Consider the following 16,155-nt stretch of genomic DNA (forward strand, 5'->3'; position numbering starts at 1 on the left):
ATTGACGCGGCAGCGCCGTTAGCGTTGGTGTTCATGAAAATAAGGCCAGAGCGGGATTGTTGCAAAAGTGCGTCCAGATTTTTTCTTTAGAGTTCGACCGGCCTTGGCCGGAATCATCCTCAGCGCATGCGCAAATTTTGCACAGGCAGAATCAGCGCATGGCATAGCTATGTATGGGGACCCGGCACTACCACCGGATTTTGTGTCTTTACCCTATGCAAATGCCGATGCCCCCAAGGGCGGCACCGTGGTCTTCGGCAACACCGGCGGCTTTGATACGCTGAACCCGTTTGCCCAAAAAGGCACCCCGCCCTGGCAGCTCCGTTTCTGGGGATATGAGAGCCTGATGGGGCGCTCGGCGGATGAACCTTTCACCCTCTACGGGCTGCTGGCCGAATCGATTGAGGTGCCAGAGGATCGCGCCTGGGTTGAATTCACCCTGCGCCCCGAGGCCCGATTCTCCGATGGATCGCCTGTCACGGTCGAGGATGTCATCTGGTCCTACCAGACCCTCGGCCAGGAAGGGCATATCCGCTACCGCCGGTTCTGGACCCAGATCGACAGCATCGAACAGACCGGAGAGCGCAGCCTGCGCATCACCTTCAACGAAGACAACCGCGAACTGGCGCTGATCGCCGGGCTGCGTCCGATCCTGAAAAAGGCGCAGTGGCAAGGCAAGGATTTCGCCGAGTCCGGCCTGCAGGAAGCCCCGATCGGCTCCGGCCCCTATACGGTGGCGGATTTCGAACCCGGTCGTTTCATCCGTTTTTCCCGCAACCCGGAGTACTGGGGGCAGGATCTGCCGCTGCGGCGCGGCACCAATAATTTTGATGAGATCCGGCTCGATTTCTATGGCGACCAGACCGTCCTGCTGGAGGCCTTCAAGGCCGGGGAAATTTCTGCAATCCGCGAATTCAACGCCGCCAAATGGGACAAGGCCTATGATTTTCCTGCGGTGACCTCCGGTGAGGTGATCAAGACCGTCATCCCCAACGGCAACCCTTCGGGCATGACCGGTATCGCTGTGAATACCCGCCGTGCCCCATTCGACGATTGGCGGGTGCGCGAAGCGCTGATCCAGGCGTTCAACTTCGAATATATGAACGAAACGCTGACAGGTGGCACCCAGCCGCGGATTTCTTCCTATTTCTCGAACTCCTATCTTGCCATGCAGCCGGGAGCTGCCGAAGGCAAGGTGCGCGAGCTCTTGACCCCGTTCAAAGACAGCCTGCTCCCCGGCGTGATGGAGGGCTATACGCTGCCGGTCAGCGACGGGAGCGAGCGCAATCGCAAGAACCTGCGCACCGCAACCAAACTGCTGGCGGAGGCCGGATGGACGGTCCAAGACGGCATCATGCGCAACGCAGATGGCGAGGCGCTTGAGATCAAGGTGCTGTTGACCCCCGGCAATCTGGGCGAAGGCGAGATGCGCTCGGTCGTGGAAATCTATGCCCGCGCTCTGGAACGTCTCGGTATCGCGCTGGAGGCCGACATGGTGGACAGTGCCCAGTTTGTCGAACGTCAGCAGGAATTCGACTACGACATGACCTTCTTCCGCCGCTCGATGTCGCTCAGCCCCGGCAACGAGCAATATCTTTACTGGGGCAGCGACGCTGCGCAGCAGCCGGGATCGCGCAATCTGATCGGGATCGAGGACCCTGCCGTGGATGCAATGATCGACGCCATGCTGACCTCCAAAAGCAAAGAGGATTTCACCGCCGCCGCCCGCGCGCTTGACCGTCTGCTGACCGCAGGACGCTATGTGATGCCGGTCTGGCAATATGCCGAAGGCCGCATCGCCCATCGCAAGGAGTTGAAATTCCCCGAGCGTCTGCCCGTCAGCGGCGATGGTATCAGCTACATGCCAGAGGTCTGGTGGTATCAGGCCCACTGACCAAGCCACAGCAGAAGCTGACAGAAGCCCGCCCCGGTCATCGGTGGCGGGCTTTTTTCGGCGAGCCAAAACGGTTGACGCAGGAATGCTACTTCCGTATTTCGTGAAATATGGAAATAAAGCTTACATCACAGCTTTCCGCCTTGGCCCACCCCCAGCGGCTGGCGCTGTTTCGTCTGCTGATGCGGCGATATCCCGATGCGGTTCCCGCAGGCGAAATCGCGACGGCGCTGGCGCAGAAGGCCAATACCGTTTCCGCTTATCTTTCAACGCTCAGCGCGGCGGGGCTGATCCTGTCGCAGCGGCAAGGCACGTCTCTGCTCTATCAGGCACATCTGAACGGTCTGCGCGGGGTGTTTGATCAGCTGCTGTCCGACTGCTGCCAGAACCGCCCGGATATCTGCACCCCGCCGGATCACGAGACCGCGCTCATCCCCACGGCTGAGCGCCCGCTGAATGTGCTCTTCATCTGCACCGGCAACTCAGCCCGGTCGATCATGGCCGAGGCGATCCTGACCAAGGAGGGGCATGGCCACTTCATCGCGCATTCTGCTGGCAGCCAGCCCGCGACAGCCCCACGACCCGAAGTTCTGGCGCTGCTGCGCGCCAAGGGTCATGACACCGCCACCTTGCGCTCCAAACATCTCAGCGCGGTCTCCGGCGAGGCTGCGCCGCAGATGGATTTCGTCTTTACCGTCTGCAATCACGCCGCAAATGAAGCCTGCCCAGCCTGGCCCGGTCAGCCCATGAGCGCCCATTGGGGCCTGCCTGATCCCGTGATGACCAAAGGGACAGAGGCGCAGAAACAGCTTGCCTATCAACAGGCCTACGGGCTGCTGCGCAATCGCATCCGGGCCTTTGCGGCGCTGCCTTTTGACACACTCAACCGACTGTCGTTGCAACATCATCTGGATGATATCGGCCGTCACAAAGCCACCGAACGCTCCTAAGAAACGGGTTTCCCATATGAATATCCTCGTCCTCTGTACCGGCAATTCGGCGCGGTCTATCCTGCTGGAAACGCTGCTGAACACCCATGGGAATGGCCGTGTCCGCGCCTTTTCCGCCGGATCCAAACCCGCCGGAAAAGTGCATCCGCAGTCATTGGTTCTGCTGAATGAGAAAGGCCATGACACAGACGCGGCCCGGTCAAAAAGCTGGGACGAATTTGCAGGCCCCGATGTCCCTGAGATGGACCTTGTGATCACCGTCTGCGCCTCCGCCGCAGGCGAAACCTGCCCGATCTGGCCCGGCGCGCCGCTCCGCGCCCATTGGGGTATCGAGGATCCGGCCGCCGCCGCGGAGCCAGATTGGGACGCTGCCTTTCAGACCGCCTATGCGCGGCTGGAGCGCCGCGCGCTGGCCTTCCTTGATCTGCCGCTGGAGACGCTGGATCGTGACAGCCTGCGCCAGGAGCTGACACGCATCGGAGAGCTGCCATGACCACGCAGAAGCTGATGGCCGAGGGGCTAGGCACCTGTTTCCTGCTGATTGGCGTCGTGGGCTCCGGCATCATGGCCGAAACCCTGTCGGGCGGAAATGTCGGGCTGGCGCTGCTGGCCAATGCGGTGGCAACCGGCGCGATGCTCTATGTGATCATCACCACGCTGGGACCGATCTCGGGCGCGCATTTCAATCCGGCTGTGACGCTGGCCTTTGCGCTGCGCGGTGACCACAGCTGGCGCGCGGTTCCGCCCTATCTGGCGGCGCAGATCATAGGGGGCATCCTCGGCGTCTGGGCAAGCCACGTGATGTTCGATCTGTCGATCCTGCAAAGCTCCAGCACAATGCACCGAACCGGTATGGCCCAGTGGTTCTCCGAAATCCTCGCGACATTTGGATTGCTCTTCGTGATCTTCGGCGGGTTGCGATCGCGGCCCGAGGCCGTGCCGGCGCTGGTCGCCTTCTACATCACAGGTGCCTATTGGTTCACTTCCTCCACCAGCTTTGCCAATCCGGCGGTCACCATTGCACGCGGGTTCAGCGACACCTTCGCCGGGATCTACCCCGGCCATATCCTGATGTTCATCGTGATGCAGGTGATCGGCGTCGGGCTGGCGCATCTCCTCTTGCCGCGCCTGTTCCATCCCAGCTGACCCTGCCCCTGACGCGAACCCGGATCCCGGCAGAGATTGGTACCGATCCCGTCAGCCGCCTCTTGCTATTGCTGCGCCCCGGCCGGTCCACCCCGCGCCGGGGCGCAGCACGTCTGACGCGGACTTTCTTTTTTTGCAAAAAATGCTAGCATAAATACCCACGCGCAATTTTGACCCGGAGGGACCCCCCCATGCCTGTTCAAACAGCCCGCGCCAGCTGGTTCGACAGGATGCCCCGTCTCAAGCAACGGTTTCCGCATCTGCAAACTCGCTCGGCCCCATCCCTGTTCGACGACAAGGATAAGTTTGTGGCTTATCTCGCCCGAACGCACCATCTGACGCTGACCGAAGCGCGTGAGGAAGTGGATGATTTTCTCTACACGGAAAGCCTGCACCGCGAGCTGGAGCATCAGCTGAACTGATCTCTGATCCCGCATGGCTTAGGCACGCGCCAGGCGATGGCGGTTGCCTTGGTGGCGCGCGAACGTCTGCAACCTAAATCATCCTGACCACATCAGGCTGAGCATGGTCCGGCAGCGCGCGGCCCTCGCTGCGCCTGCGATGATCAGGACAGGGATGTCACCCAGAGGATACTGGCGTCTTCGTCGCTGAGCGAAATCACGTTATGGCCCATCGCCGCATCGTAATAGGCGCTGTCACCGCGCCGCATTTCGATCGGTTCATAGAACTCGGTATAGAGCCGCACGACGCCGGTCAGCACGTATAGGAATTCCTCGCCATCGTGGCGTACCCAACCATCAAACTCGTCCATCGAGCGCGCCCGAACGCGGGCGCGATAAGGCAGCATCCGCTTGCGCGTCAGGCTGTCGGCCAAGAGTTCATGTTCGTAGGTGGTGGTCGCATGGGCAGACCCCTGACCGGTCTTTGTGACCGTCAGACGCCCGTTCACCTGATCCCGCTGCGGCTGCGTAAACAGCTGTGGAACCGAGATCTGAAGCCCGACGGCAAGCTTCTTCAACGCCTCGTAAGTCGGTGACATCTGGCCATTTTCGATCTTTGACAGGGTCGATCGGGCCAGGCCGGCCTGATTGGCCGCATGTTCCAATGTCCAGTCCCGCGCCTTGCGCAGCTCACGCACACGGGCGCCCAGATCCAGCGGCTCGGTTTCGGCAGCCTCGCCCGACGCACGGGCAATAGTGATGAGCGATTTTGGATCACGAGAGGTCATGCTTTTTCCTATAGGCCGGGGCGCGCCATCTTGCAACGCGTGGATTGCCAAGTTAGCCAATCGACATGCAATCCCTGTTTGACAGCGGGCCCTTCGCGCCCTGCCCCGCGCCGTTCAATCTGGCTGACCACGTGCTTTATCAACGTGGGTCGGCCCAACCTGCCGCCGCGGATGCCATGGCACTTGCGGTTCTGGCAGTTCAGGCAAACGCCGAAGCGTCGACGTCACCGTGGCAGCAGCCAAGCCCCCAGGTGCAGTCCTGGACCTATGGAAACCTGCGGGCCGCTGTGCGTGGAACCGGTACGGGATTGCTGGCGCAAGGTCTGAAACCCGGCGACCGGGTGTTGCTGCGCCTTGGCAATACGCCGATCTTTCCGATCGCCTATCTGGGCGCCATTGCCGTGGGTCTGGTGCCGGTCCCTACGTCATCGCAGCTGACCGAACCGGAGGTGGCACGTATTATCGACGACCTGTCTCCGGCCGCTGTGCTGCGCGATCCCGAGGTTCGGTCGGTGCCACATCCCCACGAGATTGACCGCGACTCACTTGAGGCAATGCAGCGTCACGCTCCGGCAGAAGACAGGTTTCAGATGCCCCTCGGCGACCCTGATCGGCCCGCTTATATCGTCTATACCTCCGGGACCGGCGGAAATCCGCGCGCGGTTGCCCATGCCCATCGCGCCATCTGGGCGCGGCAGATGATGATCCGCCACTGGTATGATCTGCGCCCCGACGACCGGCTGCTGCATGCCGGGGCCTTCAACTGGACCTTCACCCTCGGCACCGGTCTGATGGACCCCTGGAGTATCGGCGCGACAGCTCTGATCCCCGTGGAGGGAACGCCAGTGACCGCGCTGCCGGAGCTGTTGCGTCAGCATCGCGCCAGCCTCTTTGCCGCCGCGCCCGGTGTCTATCGCAAGCTGCTGCAAGCTGACGGGTTGCCTGATCTTCCGGCCCTGCGCCATGGTCTGTGCGCCGGGGAAAAGCTATCGGGCCAAGTGGCTCGGAGCTGGCATCAGACCACCGGCACGCAGCTCTATGAGGCCTTTGGCATGTCTGAGTGCTCCACCTTCATCTCCGCGGATCCGGCGCGTGATCGCGATGCGGCTGAGGTCGGCGATACCCTGGGGTGGCCGCAGCCGGGGCGACGGGTTGCTATCCTCGATCCTGACGGCAACCCGGTCCCCCGCGACACCCCCGGCGTCATTGCCATTGATCGCCACGATCCCGGGCTAATGCTGGGCTATGTCAACGCGCCCGAGGCGACCAGGGACCGCTATAGGGGCGACTGGTTCCTGACCGGTGACCTTGGCGAAATGATGGGAGATGGCCAGATCCGCTACCTCGGTCGCAATGATGACGTGATGAATGCAGGCGGCTATCGCGTCTCCCCGCTGGAGGTGGAGGCCGCGCTGATGGCCCACCCCGATCTGGAACAGGTTGCCGTCACCTCGGTCGAGGTGAAACCCGACACTCATATTATCGTCGCGTTCTACACCGGTGCCAAAGACGTGACCGCCGAGGCGCTATCGACTTTTGCCAAGACCCGGCTGGCACGATACAAACAGCCCCGCGCCTATCTGCGCCTCGACGCGCTGCCCAGCGGAGCCAACGGAAAACTGCTGCGGCGCGCCCTGCCCGATTGCTATATTCGACACCAAAGGACCCCGTCATGAGCCTCGTTAAGCTGGATATCCTGTCCGACCCGATCTGCCCCTGGTGCTATATCGGCAAGACCCACCTGGACAAGGCGCTGGCCGACGTCGGCGATCATCCGTTTGTCATCGAGTGGCATCCGTTCCAGCTGAACCCTGACATGCCAGGCGAAGGCATGGATCGGCGCGCCTATCTTGAGGCGAAATTCGGCGGCAAGGATGGCGCGGTCCGGGCCTATGCCCCGGTCGTTGAACACGCCAGCGCCGCCGGTCTGGAGATCAATTTTGAGGCCATGGAGCGCACCCCCAACACGCTGGACGCCCATCGGCTGATCCACTGGGCCGGGATCGAAGGCAAACAGGGCGCCGTGGTCGATGCTTTGTTTGACGCCTATTTCGTCAAAGCGCTGGATATTGGCGACGCCGAGGTCCTCGCCGATATCGCCGAAGCGGTCGGCATGGACCGGGCCGTCACCCTGCGCCTGTTGTCCGGCGACACAGACGCCGAGGAGATCCGCAGCCGCGATGCCCATTCGCGCAAGATGGGGATCACATCTGTCCCGACATTTGTGGTGGCCAATCAGCACGCCGTTCCCGGCGCCCAACAGCCCGAACTGTGGAAACAGGTTATCGCCGACATTCAGGCGCAGCTGGACCAGGACGCCGCTCCAAATGCGGAGCCGACCTGAGGGGCGCACGGTAACACACTGAAATACTATAAAAAACAATGAAACTGGATCGCTGACCTCTGGCGGTCCGCTTCGCATCTGGCTTACGACGCATAAAGATGCACATAATTCTGTGCGCCCCCGCTTCTGGCCCAATCCCGGTGGATATGTTAGCGCGGACAGAGTGACGCCCAGACAGCGCCCGATTACCGGGGCTCCTGATGTGTCACCAGAGGTTTCAAATGACAAAAGATAATCACATCAGCATGTCAAAAGCTGAGTTCATTGCCCTGATTGCGATGATGTTCGCAACCGTTGCATTTTCCATCGACGCCATGCTGCCAGCCCTGCCCGAAATCGGTCAGACGCTCAGCCCTGACAACCCCAACCGTGCGCAGCTGGTCATTGCCGCCTTTGCGCTTGGCATGGGGATCGGGACTTTCTTTACAGGCCCGCTTTCCGATGCCTTTGGGCGCAGGACGGTCATTTTTGCTGCGGCTGCTCTTTATATTCTCGCCGCGCTGGCGGCCTACGCCAGCTCTTCCATCGAAATGCTGCTGCTCAGCCGTGTGGTCATGGGGCTTGGCGCTGCCGGTCCGCGTGTCGTGGCTCTGGCCATCGTGCGGGATCTCTATTCCGGCCGGGAAATGGCGCGGATGATGTCCATTGCCATGCTGATCTTCACCCTGGTCCCGGCCATCGCGCCGATGCTGGGGGCTGGTATTATTCTGCTGACAAGCTGGCGTGCGATCTTCCTGGCCTTTGCGCTATTTGCGATCATCATCATCCTGTGGATGGGGCTGCGCCTGCCCGAACCCCTGCCGCGGGAAAATCGCCGTCCGTTCCGCCTGCCAAGCCTGCTGGCTGCCGTGGCCGAGATGCTCCAGCACCCGACCGTCCGGCTGTCAATGATGGTCCAGTGCCTGTGCCTGGCGATGCTGTTTTGCATGATCACATTGGTGCAGCCGATCTTTGACGTGGTCTTTGACCGCGCGGCCAGCTTCCCCTTCTGGTTTGGCTTCATTGCCGTGATGTCTGGCACCGGCAGCCTGATCAATGCCTCCGTTGTGGTCCGCCTTGGGATGCGGCGCATGGTGACCTGGGCGCTGGGGGGGCAGATCCTGCTGTCAGCGATCATGCTGAGCCTGGGCACGCTGAACCTGCCGAATGATGTGATGTTCGGCCTCTTTGTGGCCTGGCAGACAAGCGTCTTTTTCATGGCTGGGCTGACCCTAGGCAACCTCAACGCAATGGCGATGGAACCGATGGGTCATATTGCAGGTATGGCAGCCTCGATCGTCGGGGGGGTCTCCACCGTCTTTGCTGCCGCTGCGGCTGCAACCGTCGGGCTTCTGTTTGACGGCTCCATTGCGCCACTGACCGGGTCGATCCTGCTCATGGTCGCCGCAGGCTTTGTCATCATGCTGCATATGGCGCGGGTTGAGAACCGGATCGCAGCCGAATAATCCCGCCCCCAAGAGAATGAAAAGCAAAGCCCCTCCAAAATGTTGGAGGGGCTTTTTCACGTTCTCAGTTCAAGCCGATCAGATCAAGCCGATCAGCTGGTTTTGGCCCTGGCCTTCTTCTTCTCGGCAACCACTTTTTCCGCCAGATCCCGCGCGATGGCAAAGGCACCTTTGATCTTGTCGCCGTCTTTCTTCCAGTCCCGACGGACGACAATCTTGTTGTCTTTCACCTTGGCCAGCCCATCCTGGGCCTGGATGAAGTCCACCAGCCCCTGGGGTGATGCGAATTTATCGTTGTGGAACTGGATCGTTGCCCCCTTGGGCCCGCCGTCCAGTTTGGCAATGCCAGCGCGTTTGCACATTGCCTTGATCCGCACCACAAGCATCAGCGTATTGACCTCCTTCGGCAGCGGACCGAAACGGTCGATAAGCTCCGCTGCAAAGCCTTCCAGCTCCACCTTGGTGCTAAGGTCGGAAAGCCGACGATACAGGCCCAGACGCACATCCAGATCGGGTACGTACTCCTCTGGGATCAGGACCGGCACCCCTAGGTTGATCTGCGGCGCCCATTGATCATCACTGCCGGTCAACCCTTCCAGCTCACCAGATTTGATCTTGGCAATCGCCTCTTCCAGCATGGACTGATAAAGCTCATAGCCCACATCACGCATCTGGCCGGATTGCTCCTCGCCCAGGAGGTTGCCAGCGCCGCGAATGTCCAGATCCTGTGACGCCAGAGAGAACCCCGCGCCCAGCGTATCCAGAGACCCCAGTACCCGCAGGCGTTTCTCGGCTCCGGGTGTCAGACGCACCCGCGGCTTGGTGGTGAGATAAGCATAGGCGCGCGTCTTTGACCGGCCCACGCGGCCCCGGATCTGATAGAGCTGCGCCAGACCAAACATATCGGCACGATGCACGACCATCGTATTGGCGGTCGGAATATCCAGGCCGGACTCCACGATTGTGGTCGCCAGCAGAATGTCGAACTTGCCATCGTAAAAGGCATTCATCCGGTCATCCAGATCCCCGGCGGCCAGCTGGCCGTGGGCGATGACGTAGCTCAGCTCGGGCAGCTGCTCCTTCAGGAAGGCTTCGACATCGGGCAGATCTGTGATGCGCGGCACCACGTAAAAGCTTTGCCCGCCACGATAATGTTCCCGCAGCAGCGCCTCGCGGATGGTGACGGCGTCAAACTCGCTGACATAGGTGCGGATCGCCAGACGGTCCACCGGCGGTGTGCCGATGATCGAGAGGTCCCGCACCCCGGTGAGGCTCAGCTGAAGCGTACGCGGAATCGGCGTCGCGGTTAGCGTCAGGACGTGAATGTCGCTGCGCATCTGTTTCAGCCGTTCTTTATGCGCGACCCCGAAATGCTGTTCCTCGTCGATGATCAGCAGGCCAAGGTTCTGAAACCGAATCGATTTGGCCAAAAGCGCATGGGTGCCAACCACGATATCAACCGTCCCTTTGGCCATACCTTCGCGGGTTTTGGCAGCTTCCTTTGCTGTAACAAAGCGCGACAACTGCCTGACTTCCAAAGGAAACCCGCGAAACCGCTGAGCAAAGGCCGCCGCATGCTGCCGCGCCAGCAACGTCGTGGGTGCAACAATCGCCACCTGTACACCTGACATGGCTGCGATAAAGGCCGCGCGCATCGCAACCTCTGTCTTGCCAAAGCCGACGTCGCCGCAAATCAGCCGGTCCATGGGCGAGCCGGACTGCAAATCCTCCATCACCTCGGCAATGGCACGCAGCTGGTCGTCGGTCTCTTGATAGGGGAAACGGGCGGAGAATTCCTCCCAGGCGTGCGGCGGCGGATCCATCATCGGCGCCTTGCGCAGCGCCCGTTCTGCGGCCACACGGATCAGCCGATCCGCCATCTCGCGGATGCGTTCCTTTAGCTTGGCCTTCTTGGCCTGCCAGGCACCGCCGCCGAGCCGATCCAGAAGCCCCTCATCGTGGCCGTATTTGGACAGCAGTTCAATGTTTTCGACTGGCAGGTACAGCTTTGATTGTTCTGCATATTCCAGCAGAATACACTCATGCGCCGCGCCAGCGGCGGTCACCACCTCCAGACCCTTGTAGCGGCCAATCCCATGGTCCACATGCACCACCAGATCACCCGGGCTGAGCGATTGGGTTTCGGTGAGGAAATTCTCGGCCTTGCGCCGCTTCTTGGGCGCGCGGATCAGCCGGTCACCCAGCACATCCTGTTCGGAAATCACCGTCAGATCGGCGGTCTCGAACCCGTGCTCCAGCGCCCAGACCGCCAGATGCAACCCAGATTTGCCGATCCGGGTGCCATCGCGGATCGCGATCACCTCGGCCAGGCCCTCATCCTCGATCAGGCCGGTCAAACGCTCTCGGGCGCCCTCTGAATAAGAGGCAACAACCACCGGACCCACCTGCAAACGCGCTTTAATATGATCTGCCAGCGCACTGAACAAGCTCACATTTTCCAGCTGTCGCTCCGGCGAGAAATTGCGTCCGATCCGCCCACCGGCATCAATCACCCCCGGCCCGCTGGCCTGTGGCAGCGGATGGAACTGGATCACCCGGTGATCCGCGATCGCGGCCTCCCAAGCGGCATCATCCAGATACAGCAGCCCCGGCGGCACCGGTTTATAGACGGTATCCATCCGCCCCTTCTGCGCCATCGCGATCTTGCGCGTCTCATATTGGTCCGCGATGCTGTCCCAACGCGCCAACCGAGCCGGTGTCACCTGATCGTCCAATGTCACCGTGGCTGACGGCAGATAGTCAAACAGCGTTTCCAACCGCTCATGAAAGAACGGCAACCAATGCTCGATGCCCTGGTATTTTCGCCCGGCTGAAACCGCCTCGTAAAGCGGATCATCCGTGCCCGCTGCGCCAAACTCGATCCGGTAGTTCTGCCGAAACCGGGTCACCGCCGTCTCATCAAGGATCACCTCGGAAACCGGCGCCAATTCAACCACGCTCAGCTTTTCGGTGGTCCGCTGGGTGGCGGGATCAAACCGCCTGGCCCCATCCAGCACATCCCCAAAGAGATCCAGCCGCACCGGGCCGCTCTGTCCCGGCGGATAGATATCAATGATACCGCCCCGCACCGCAAAATCTCCCGGCTCCATCACCGTCGGGCTCTTGGTGAATCCCATCCGTGTGAGGTAGCTGCGCAGCGCCTCCTCGTCGATGCGACGGTCCACTTCGGCGGTAAAGGCGGAATCCTTCAGAACCTGTCGTGCAGGCACCCGCTGGGTCGCCGCATTCAGCGTGGTGAGCAACACAAATTGCCCCGGCATCTGATGCACAAGCGCCGCCAGCGTCGCCATCCGGGCCGCGGCAATATCTGCATTGGGCGACACACGGTCATACGGCAGGCAATCCCAGCCCGGAAAGCTGATCACCGGCATGTCGGGCGCAAAAAAAGCCAGCGCCGCCCGGGTCGCTTCCATCCGCTTGTCGTCGCGCGCCACATGCAGGACAGGACCATTGCTGCTGGCCGCCTCTTTCAGGATCAGCCGCGCATCAAAACCTTCTGGTGCGCCGCCCGCGGTGATTGCCCGTTGCGCCATCTACGTCTCTCTTTCGTCGTCTGCCCGCAGGCGATTAGCCGAGGAACCCGATTTGAAGGTTCTGATACATGCCCCAGAGCGCGGTGACAAAAATCGCCACCATCCCCACCAGCTGAATGAACAGCCGGCTGAGGGTCAGCTGCCGGATCAGGGTTTCCCCCGCCAGCCCTTCGCGGTGGATCCGGCGCGCGGAGTTCCAGTTAATTAGGCCGACAAACCCCATGGGAAAGGCCAGCAGGAACACGGCCTGGGCAAATTCAACACCGTAGTAAAACCCCAGCATCCCCAGCATGGCGAGCACAAAACAGGTCATGCCCAGCACCCAGTGGCCCGATACATCGGTGATATACATCATCCGGTTCACATTGACCCGCGCAATCGCCTCCAGATCCAGCGCTGCCTGTCCACCCTGCTTGCGAGCGCGGTACACCATGTCAAACGGCACTCCCATCACCCAATGGCTGGCAGAGGACCAGACAACGGCCAGCGCGATCCAGTACCACAGGTTGGAAAAGGACCGCAGATCAATCAGCTCGGTCAAGGTATGAAACAGATCCACTGCGCGGCCCTTCTCTCGTCCAGTCTTTGCGCCCCTATATCCCCCGCGCGGCGCCCTGGCACAAGGGGTGGCCCCGCGCCGCCATAAGATGGGGACATTTGGCGCGGCGAATCTGTCACTTGTCGCCGCCGTCATTCCATGCGACCCAAAGGGAGACCACCGCGACCGCCCCCGGTCGCGCCAAAGACCTGCGAGGACCCGATGAAGCCGACCGTCGCCCCATTTCCCGCTGCCCGTCCACGCCGGCTGCGCAGCACCTCTGCCCTGCGCAATCTGGTGCGTGAAACCACCTTGACCAGCGACGATCTGATCTGGCCGGTTTTTGTCCGCGACGGCGAGGCGATCGAAGAGCCGATCCCCTCCATGCCTGGTGTCACCCGGCGCAGCATCGACAAGGTGGCCGAAGCCGCCGTCGAGGCGCAGGCGCTTGGTATTCCGGCGATCTGTCTGTTTCCCTATACCGACCCCGCTCTCAAGACCGAGGATTGCGCAGAAGCCTGGAGCCCCGACAATCTGGTCAACCGCGCCATCCGCGCCATCAAATCCGCCGCACCGGATATAGCGGTGATGACCGATGTGGCGCTGGATCCCTATAATATCAACGGCCATGACGGCTATGTCGTCGATGGCGAAATCGTCAACGACGAAACCGTCGAGGCGCTGGTTAAGATGACGGTGGCCCAGGCCGATGCCGGTGCCGATATCATTGGCCCCTCCGACATGATGGATGGTCGCATCGGCGCCATGCGCCGCGCGCTTGAAGCGGCGGGCCACCGCAATGTCACCATCCTGTCCTATGCGGCCAAATACGCCTCCGCATTCTACGGACCCTTTCGCGATGCCGTCGGCGCCTCCGGCGCGCTAAAGGGGGATAAGAAGACCTATCAAATGGACCCGGGTAATACCGATGAGGCGCTGCGTATGATCGAACGCGATCTGAGCGAAGGCGCCGATATGGTGATGATCAAACCGGGGCTGGCCTATCTCGACATCTGTCAGCGGGTGAAATCCACCTTTGGCGCACCCACCTTTGCCTATCAGGTCTCCGGCGAATACGCGATGATCGAGGCCGCTGCGCAGAATGGCTGGATCGACGGCGAACGCATCATGATGGAAAGCCTCATGGCATTCAAACGGGCGGGCTGCGATGGCGTGCTGAGCTATTACGCCCCGGCTGCGGCGCGGCTGCTGAACGGCTGATCCGCATCGGACCGGTGGCCGCTTTCGTGCATTGCGCGGGCAGCGGATCGCCAAAAATTGACGGCAGGAAGCCGCTGATTGCGGCGGTCGCAGTGATGACAGACGGCAGCTTTCCGCGTATACCATGCCACAGAGCCAGAGAACTGGCCGCAACTGAACAGTGACAGGCCGAAATGACAGCCCGCGCGGCGCCGGCCCCAGAAAACAGGCAAACAAGATGAGCAGCTCTTATTCTTCCCGTTTGACCCGGCGCGGTTTTGCGCTTGGCGCCCTCGCCGGTGCCGGTGTCACCGCCGCCTGCGGCAATGGCATCGGCAACAGCAATGCCAGCAAGATCGACGCCCGCGTCGATGCGACTCTTAGCCAGATGTACAGCCAATACCCCGGCGCCGTCGCACTGGCCGAAAAATCAACCGGCATGCTGGTGATGCCACTGGTGACCGAGGCAGGCTTCCTTGTCGGCGGTGCCTTCGGTCGCGGCGCGCTGCGCATCGACGGCGTAACGGTGGATTATTATTCCACTGTAAAAGGGAATGCAGGCCTGCAGATCGGCGCACAGCAATACGCTCATGTGCTGTTCTTCATGACCCAGGAAGCACTGTCGAACTTCCGCCGCTCCTCCGGCTGGGCCGCGGGCGCCGATCTGGAATATGTGATCCGCGACGAAGGCGACTCGCTGGCCGCCGATACCAATACGCTGAACAGCCCTATCCTGGCAGCGGTTTTCGGACAGGCAGGGCTGCGTCTTGGCGCCACCCTGGAAGGCACCAAATACACCCGCATTATCCCCTGATCCCTGCCCGCGCGCGCCCCGGCGGAGCGGATCAGACAGGCTGACAACGCGCGCAGCATGAAACAGGGTTTCGACTGTCGCGCGGCTGCCTATCTTCTGGCCCGAAATATCCCCGCCGGAGGCATGGCCTTTCCATCAGGAAAGGCCATTTTCATACCTACCTACTCAAAGGCCTTCAGGCGTTTGAACAGGCTGGAGGTGTCCCAGCGGCCGCCGCCCAATTTCTGGACATCCTTGTAGAACTGATCGACCAGCGCCGTAACCGGCAGGCTCGCGCCGGTTTCCTCCGCCGCATCCAGACAAATGCCCAGATCCTTGCGCATCCAATCGACCGCAAACCCATGCTCGAAGTGATCGTCCAGCATGGTCTCATGCCGATTGACCATCTGCCAGCTGCCTGCCGCGCCCTGGCTGATCACTTCCACAACAGCCCGACCATCCAGCCCCGCCTTCTCGGCGAAATGCAGCGCCTCGCTCAGCCCCTGAACCAGCCCGGCGATGGCAATCTGGTTGCACATCTTGGTCATCTGGCCAGCGCCGCTGTCGCCGATCCGGCGGCAGATCCGCGCATAGGCGCCGATGATCGGCTCTGCCTTGTCATAGGCGGCCTGATCGCCGCCGCACATGACCGAGAGCACGCCATTCTCCGCCCCCGCCTGTCCGCCGGAAATCGGCGCATCGACAAAAGCCAGATCCAGATCCGCCGCAGCGCCATATAAGTCGCGCGTGACCTTCGCCGATACGGTGGTGTGATCGACAAAGATCGCCCCCGCGTCCATGCCGTCAAAGGCACCGTCATCGCCCAAGCAGACGCTGCGCAGATCATCGTCATTGCCAACGCAGGCCATCACGAACTCAGCCCCTGCCGCGGCCGCACGCGGCGTTGCGGCGGCGCGGCCACCATGTTCCTTGGCCCAAGCCTCTGCCTTGGCCGCAGTGCGATTATACACCGTGACCTCGTGACCGGCGGCCACCAGATGACCGGCCATCGGATAGCCCATCACTCCCAAACCCAAGAATGCAATCTTCGCCATCTGCTTTCCCCCTGATGCGTCTTGTCCTATGTTGGCGCCACCCTAGC

The 16,155-nt window shown here is 61.5% G+C and carries 14 protein-coding genes; 10 read left to right on the plus strand and 4 right to left on the minus strand.

Annotated elements, in window-relative coordinates; all coding sequences use genetic code 11:
* The first annotated feature begins 67 nt into the window (after positions 1-67).
* From VWY60_RS07710 to VWY60_RS07730, 5 genes are all read left to right on the plus strand, one after another.
* Complete coding sequence (locus VWY60_RS07710) at positions 68-1,894, plus strand: extracellular solute-binding protein (RefSeq protein ID WP_416540202.1); 1,827 nt, start codon at positions 68-70, stop codon at positions 1,892-1,894.
* A gap of 110 nt (positions 1,895-2,004) precedes the next feature.
* Positions 2,005-2,844 carry a helix-turn-helix domain-containing protein gene (locus VWY60_RS07715; protein ID WP_416540203.1) on the plus strand — a complete coding sequence of 280 codons (840 nt, stop codon included), beginning with the start codon at positions 2,005-2,007 and terminating at the stop codon, positions 2,842-2,844.
* A gap of 16 nt (positions 2,845-2,860) precedes the next feature.
* Positions 2,861-3,337: an arsenate reductase ArsC gene (locus VWY60_RS07720; RefSeq protein WP_416540204.1), complete on the plus strand. Its 477-nt coding sequence runs from the start codon at positions 2,861-2,863 to the stop codon at positions 3,335-3,337.
* Complete coding sequence (locus VWY60_RS07725; protein WP_416540205.1) at positions 3,334-3,990, plus strand: aquaporin; 657 nt, start codon at positions 3,334-3,336, stop codon at positions 3,988-3,990. Before VWY60_RS07720 ends, VWY60_RS07725 begins: the two co-directional genes overlap by 4 nt.
* 191 nt (positions 3,991-4,181) lie before the next feature.
* Complete coding sequence (locus VWY60_RS07730; RefSeq protein ID WP_014874610.1) at positions 4,182-4,412, plus strand: hypothetical protein; 231 nt, start codon at positions 4,182-4,184, stop codon at positions 4,410-4,412.
* A 143-nt stretch (positions 4,413-4,555) separates the two neighbouring features.
* Here the strand turns inward: VWY60_RS07730 and VWY60_RS07735 are convergent, their stop codons facing one another.
* Positions 4,556-5,179: a helix-turn-helix domain-containing protein gene (locus tag VWY60_RS07735; protein WP_340545508.1), complete on the minus strand. Its 624-nt coding sequence runs from the start codon at positions 5,177-5,179 to the stop codon at positions 4,556-4,558.
* A gap of 65 nt (positions 5,180-5,244) precedes the next feature.
* On the opposite strand from VWY60_RS07735, the gene VWY60_RS07740 reads away from it, so the two are divergent.
* From VWY60_RS07740 to VWY60_RS07750, 3 genes are all read left to right on the plus strand, one after another.
* Positions 5,245-6,855, plus strand: a complete 1,611-nt coding sequence (locus VWY60_RS07740) for a class I adenylate-forming enzyme family protein (protein ID WP_416540206.1) — start codon at positions 5,245-5,247, stop codon at positions 6,853-6,855.
* Positions 6,852-7,523, plus strand: coding sequence for a DsbA family oxidoreductase (locus tag VWY60_RS07745; protein WP_416540207.1), 672 nt, complete (start codon positions 6,852-6,854; stop codon positions 7,521-7,523). Before VWY60_RS07740 ends, VWY60_RS07745 begins: the two co-directional genes overlap by 4 nt.
* A gap of 221 nt (positions 7,524-7,744) precedes the next feature.
* Positions 7,745-8,968 carry an MFS transporter gene (locus VWY60_RS07750; RefSeq protein WP_416540208.1) on the plus strand — a complete coding sequence of 408 codons (1,224 nt, stop codon included), beginning with the start codon at positions 7,745-7,747 and terminating at the stop codon, positions 8,966-8,968.
* 92 nt (positions 8,969-9,060) lie between these two features.
* Here VWY60_RS07750 and mfd read toward each other — a convergent pair whose 3' ends face one another.
* Together mfd and VWY60_RS07760 are read right to left on the minus strand one after the other, a co-directional pair.
* The gene (mfd, locus tag VWY60_RS07755; RefSeq protein ID WP_416540209.1) at positions 9,061-12,522 is read right to left on the minus strand and encodes a transcription-repair coupling factor; all 3,462 of its coding nucleotides are present in this window, start codon (positions 12,520-12,522) and stop codon (positions 9,061-9,063) included.
* 34 nt (positions 12,523-12,556) lie between these two features.
* Positions 12,557-13,081, minus strand: a complete 525-nt coding sequence (locus VWY60_RS07760) for a component of SufBCD complex (RefSeq protein WP_340545503.1) — start codon at positions 13,079-13,081, stop codon at positions 12,557-12,559.
* 201 nt (positions 13,082-13,282) lie between these two features.
* Here VWY60_RS07760 and hemB point away from each other — a divergent pair, with 201 nt between their 5' ends.
* On the plus strand, positions 13,283-14,281 hold the full coding sequence (gene hemB, locus VWY60_RS07765) for a porphobilinogen synthase (protein ID WP_340545502.1): 999 nt from the start codon (positions 13,283-13,285) through the stop codon (positions 14,279-14,281).
* Positions 14,282-14,498: 217 nt separating this feature from the next.
* Positions 14,499-15,074: a YSC84-related protein gene (locus VWY60_RS07770; RefSeq protein WP_340545501.1), complete on the plus strand. Its 576-nt coding sequence runs from the start codon at positions 14,499-14,501 to the stop codon at positions 15,072-15,074.
* A 161-nt stretch (positions 15,075-15,235) separates the two neighbouring features.
* On the opposite strand, the gene VWY60_RS07775 is transcribed toward VWY60_RS07770, so the two are convergent.
* On the minus strand, positions 15,236-16,108 hold the full coding sequence (locus VWY60_RS07775) for an NAD(P)-dependent oxidoreductase (RefSeq protein ID WP_416540210.1): 873 nt from the start codon (positions 16,106-16,108) through the stop codon (positions 15,236-15,238).
* Positions 16,109-16,155 lie beyond the last annotated feature (47 nt).

It is taken from the genome of Phaeobacter sp. JH20_26, from assembly GCF_048056275.1.
Taxonomy (GTDB): domain Bacteria; phylum Pseudomonadota; class Alphaproteobacteria; order Rhodobacterales; family Rhodobacteraceae; genus Phaeobacter; species Phaeobacter bryozoorum.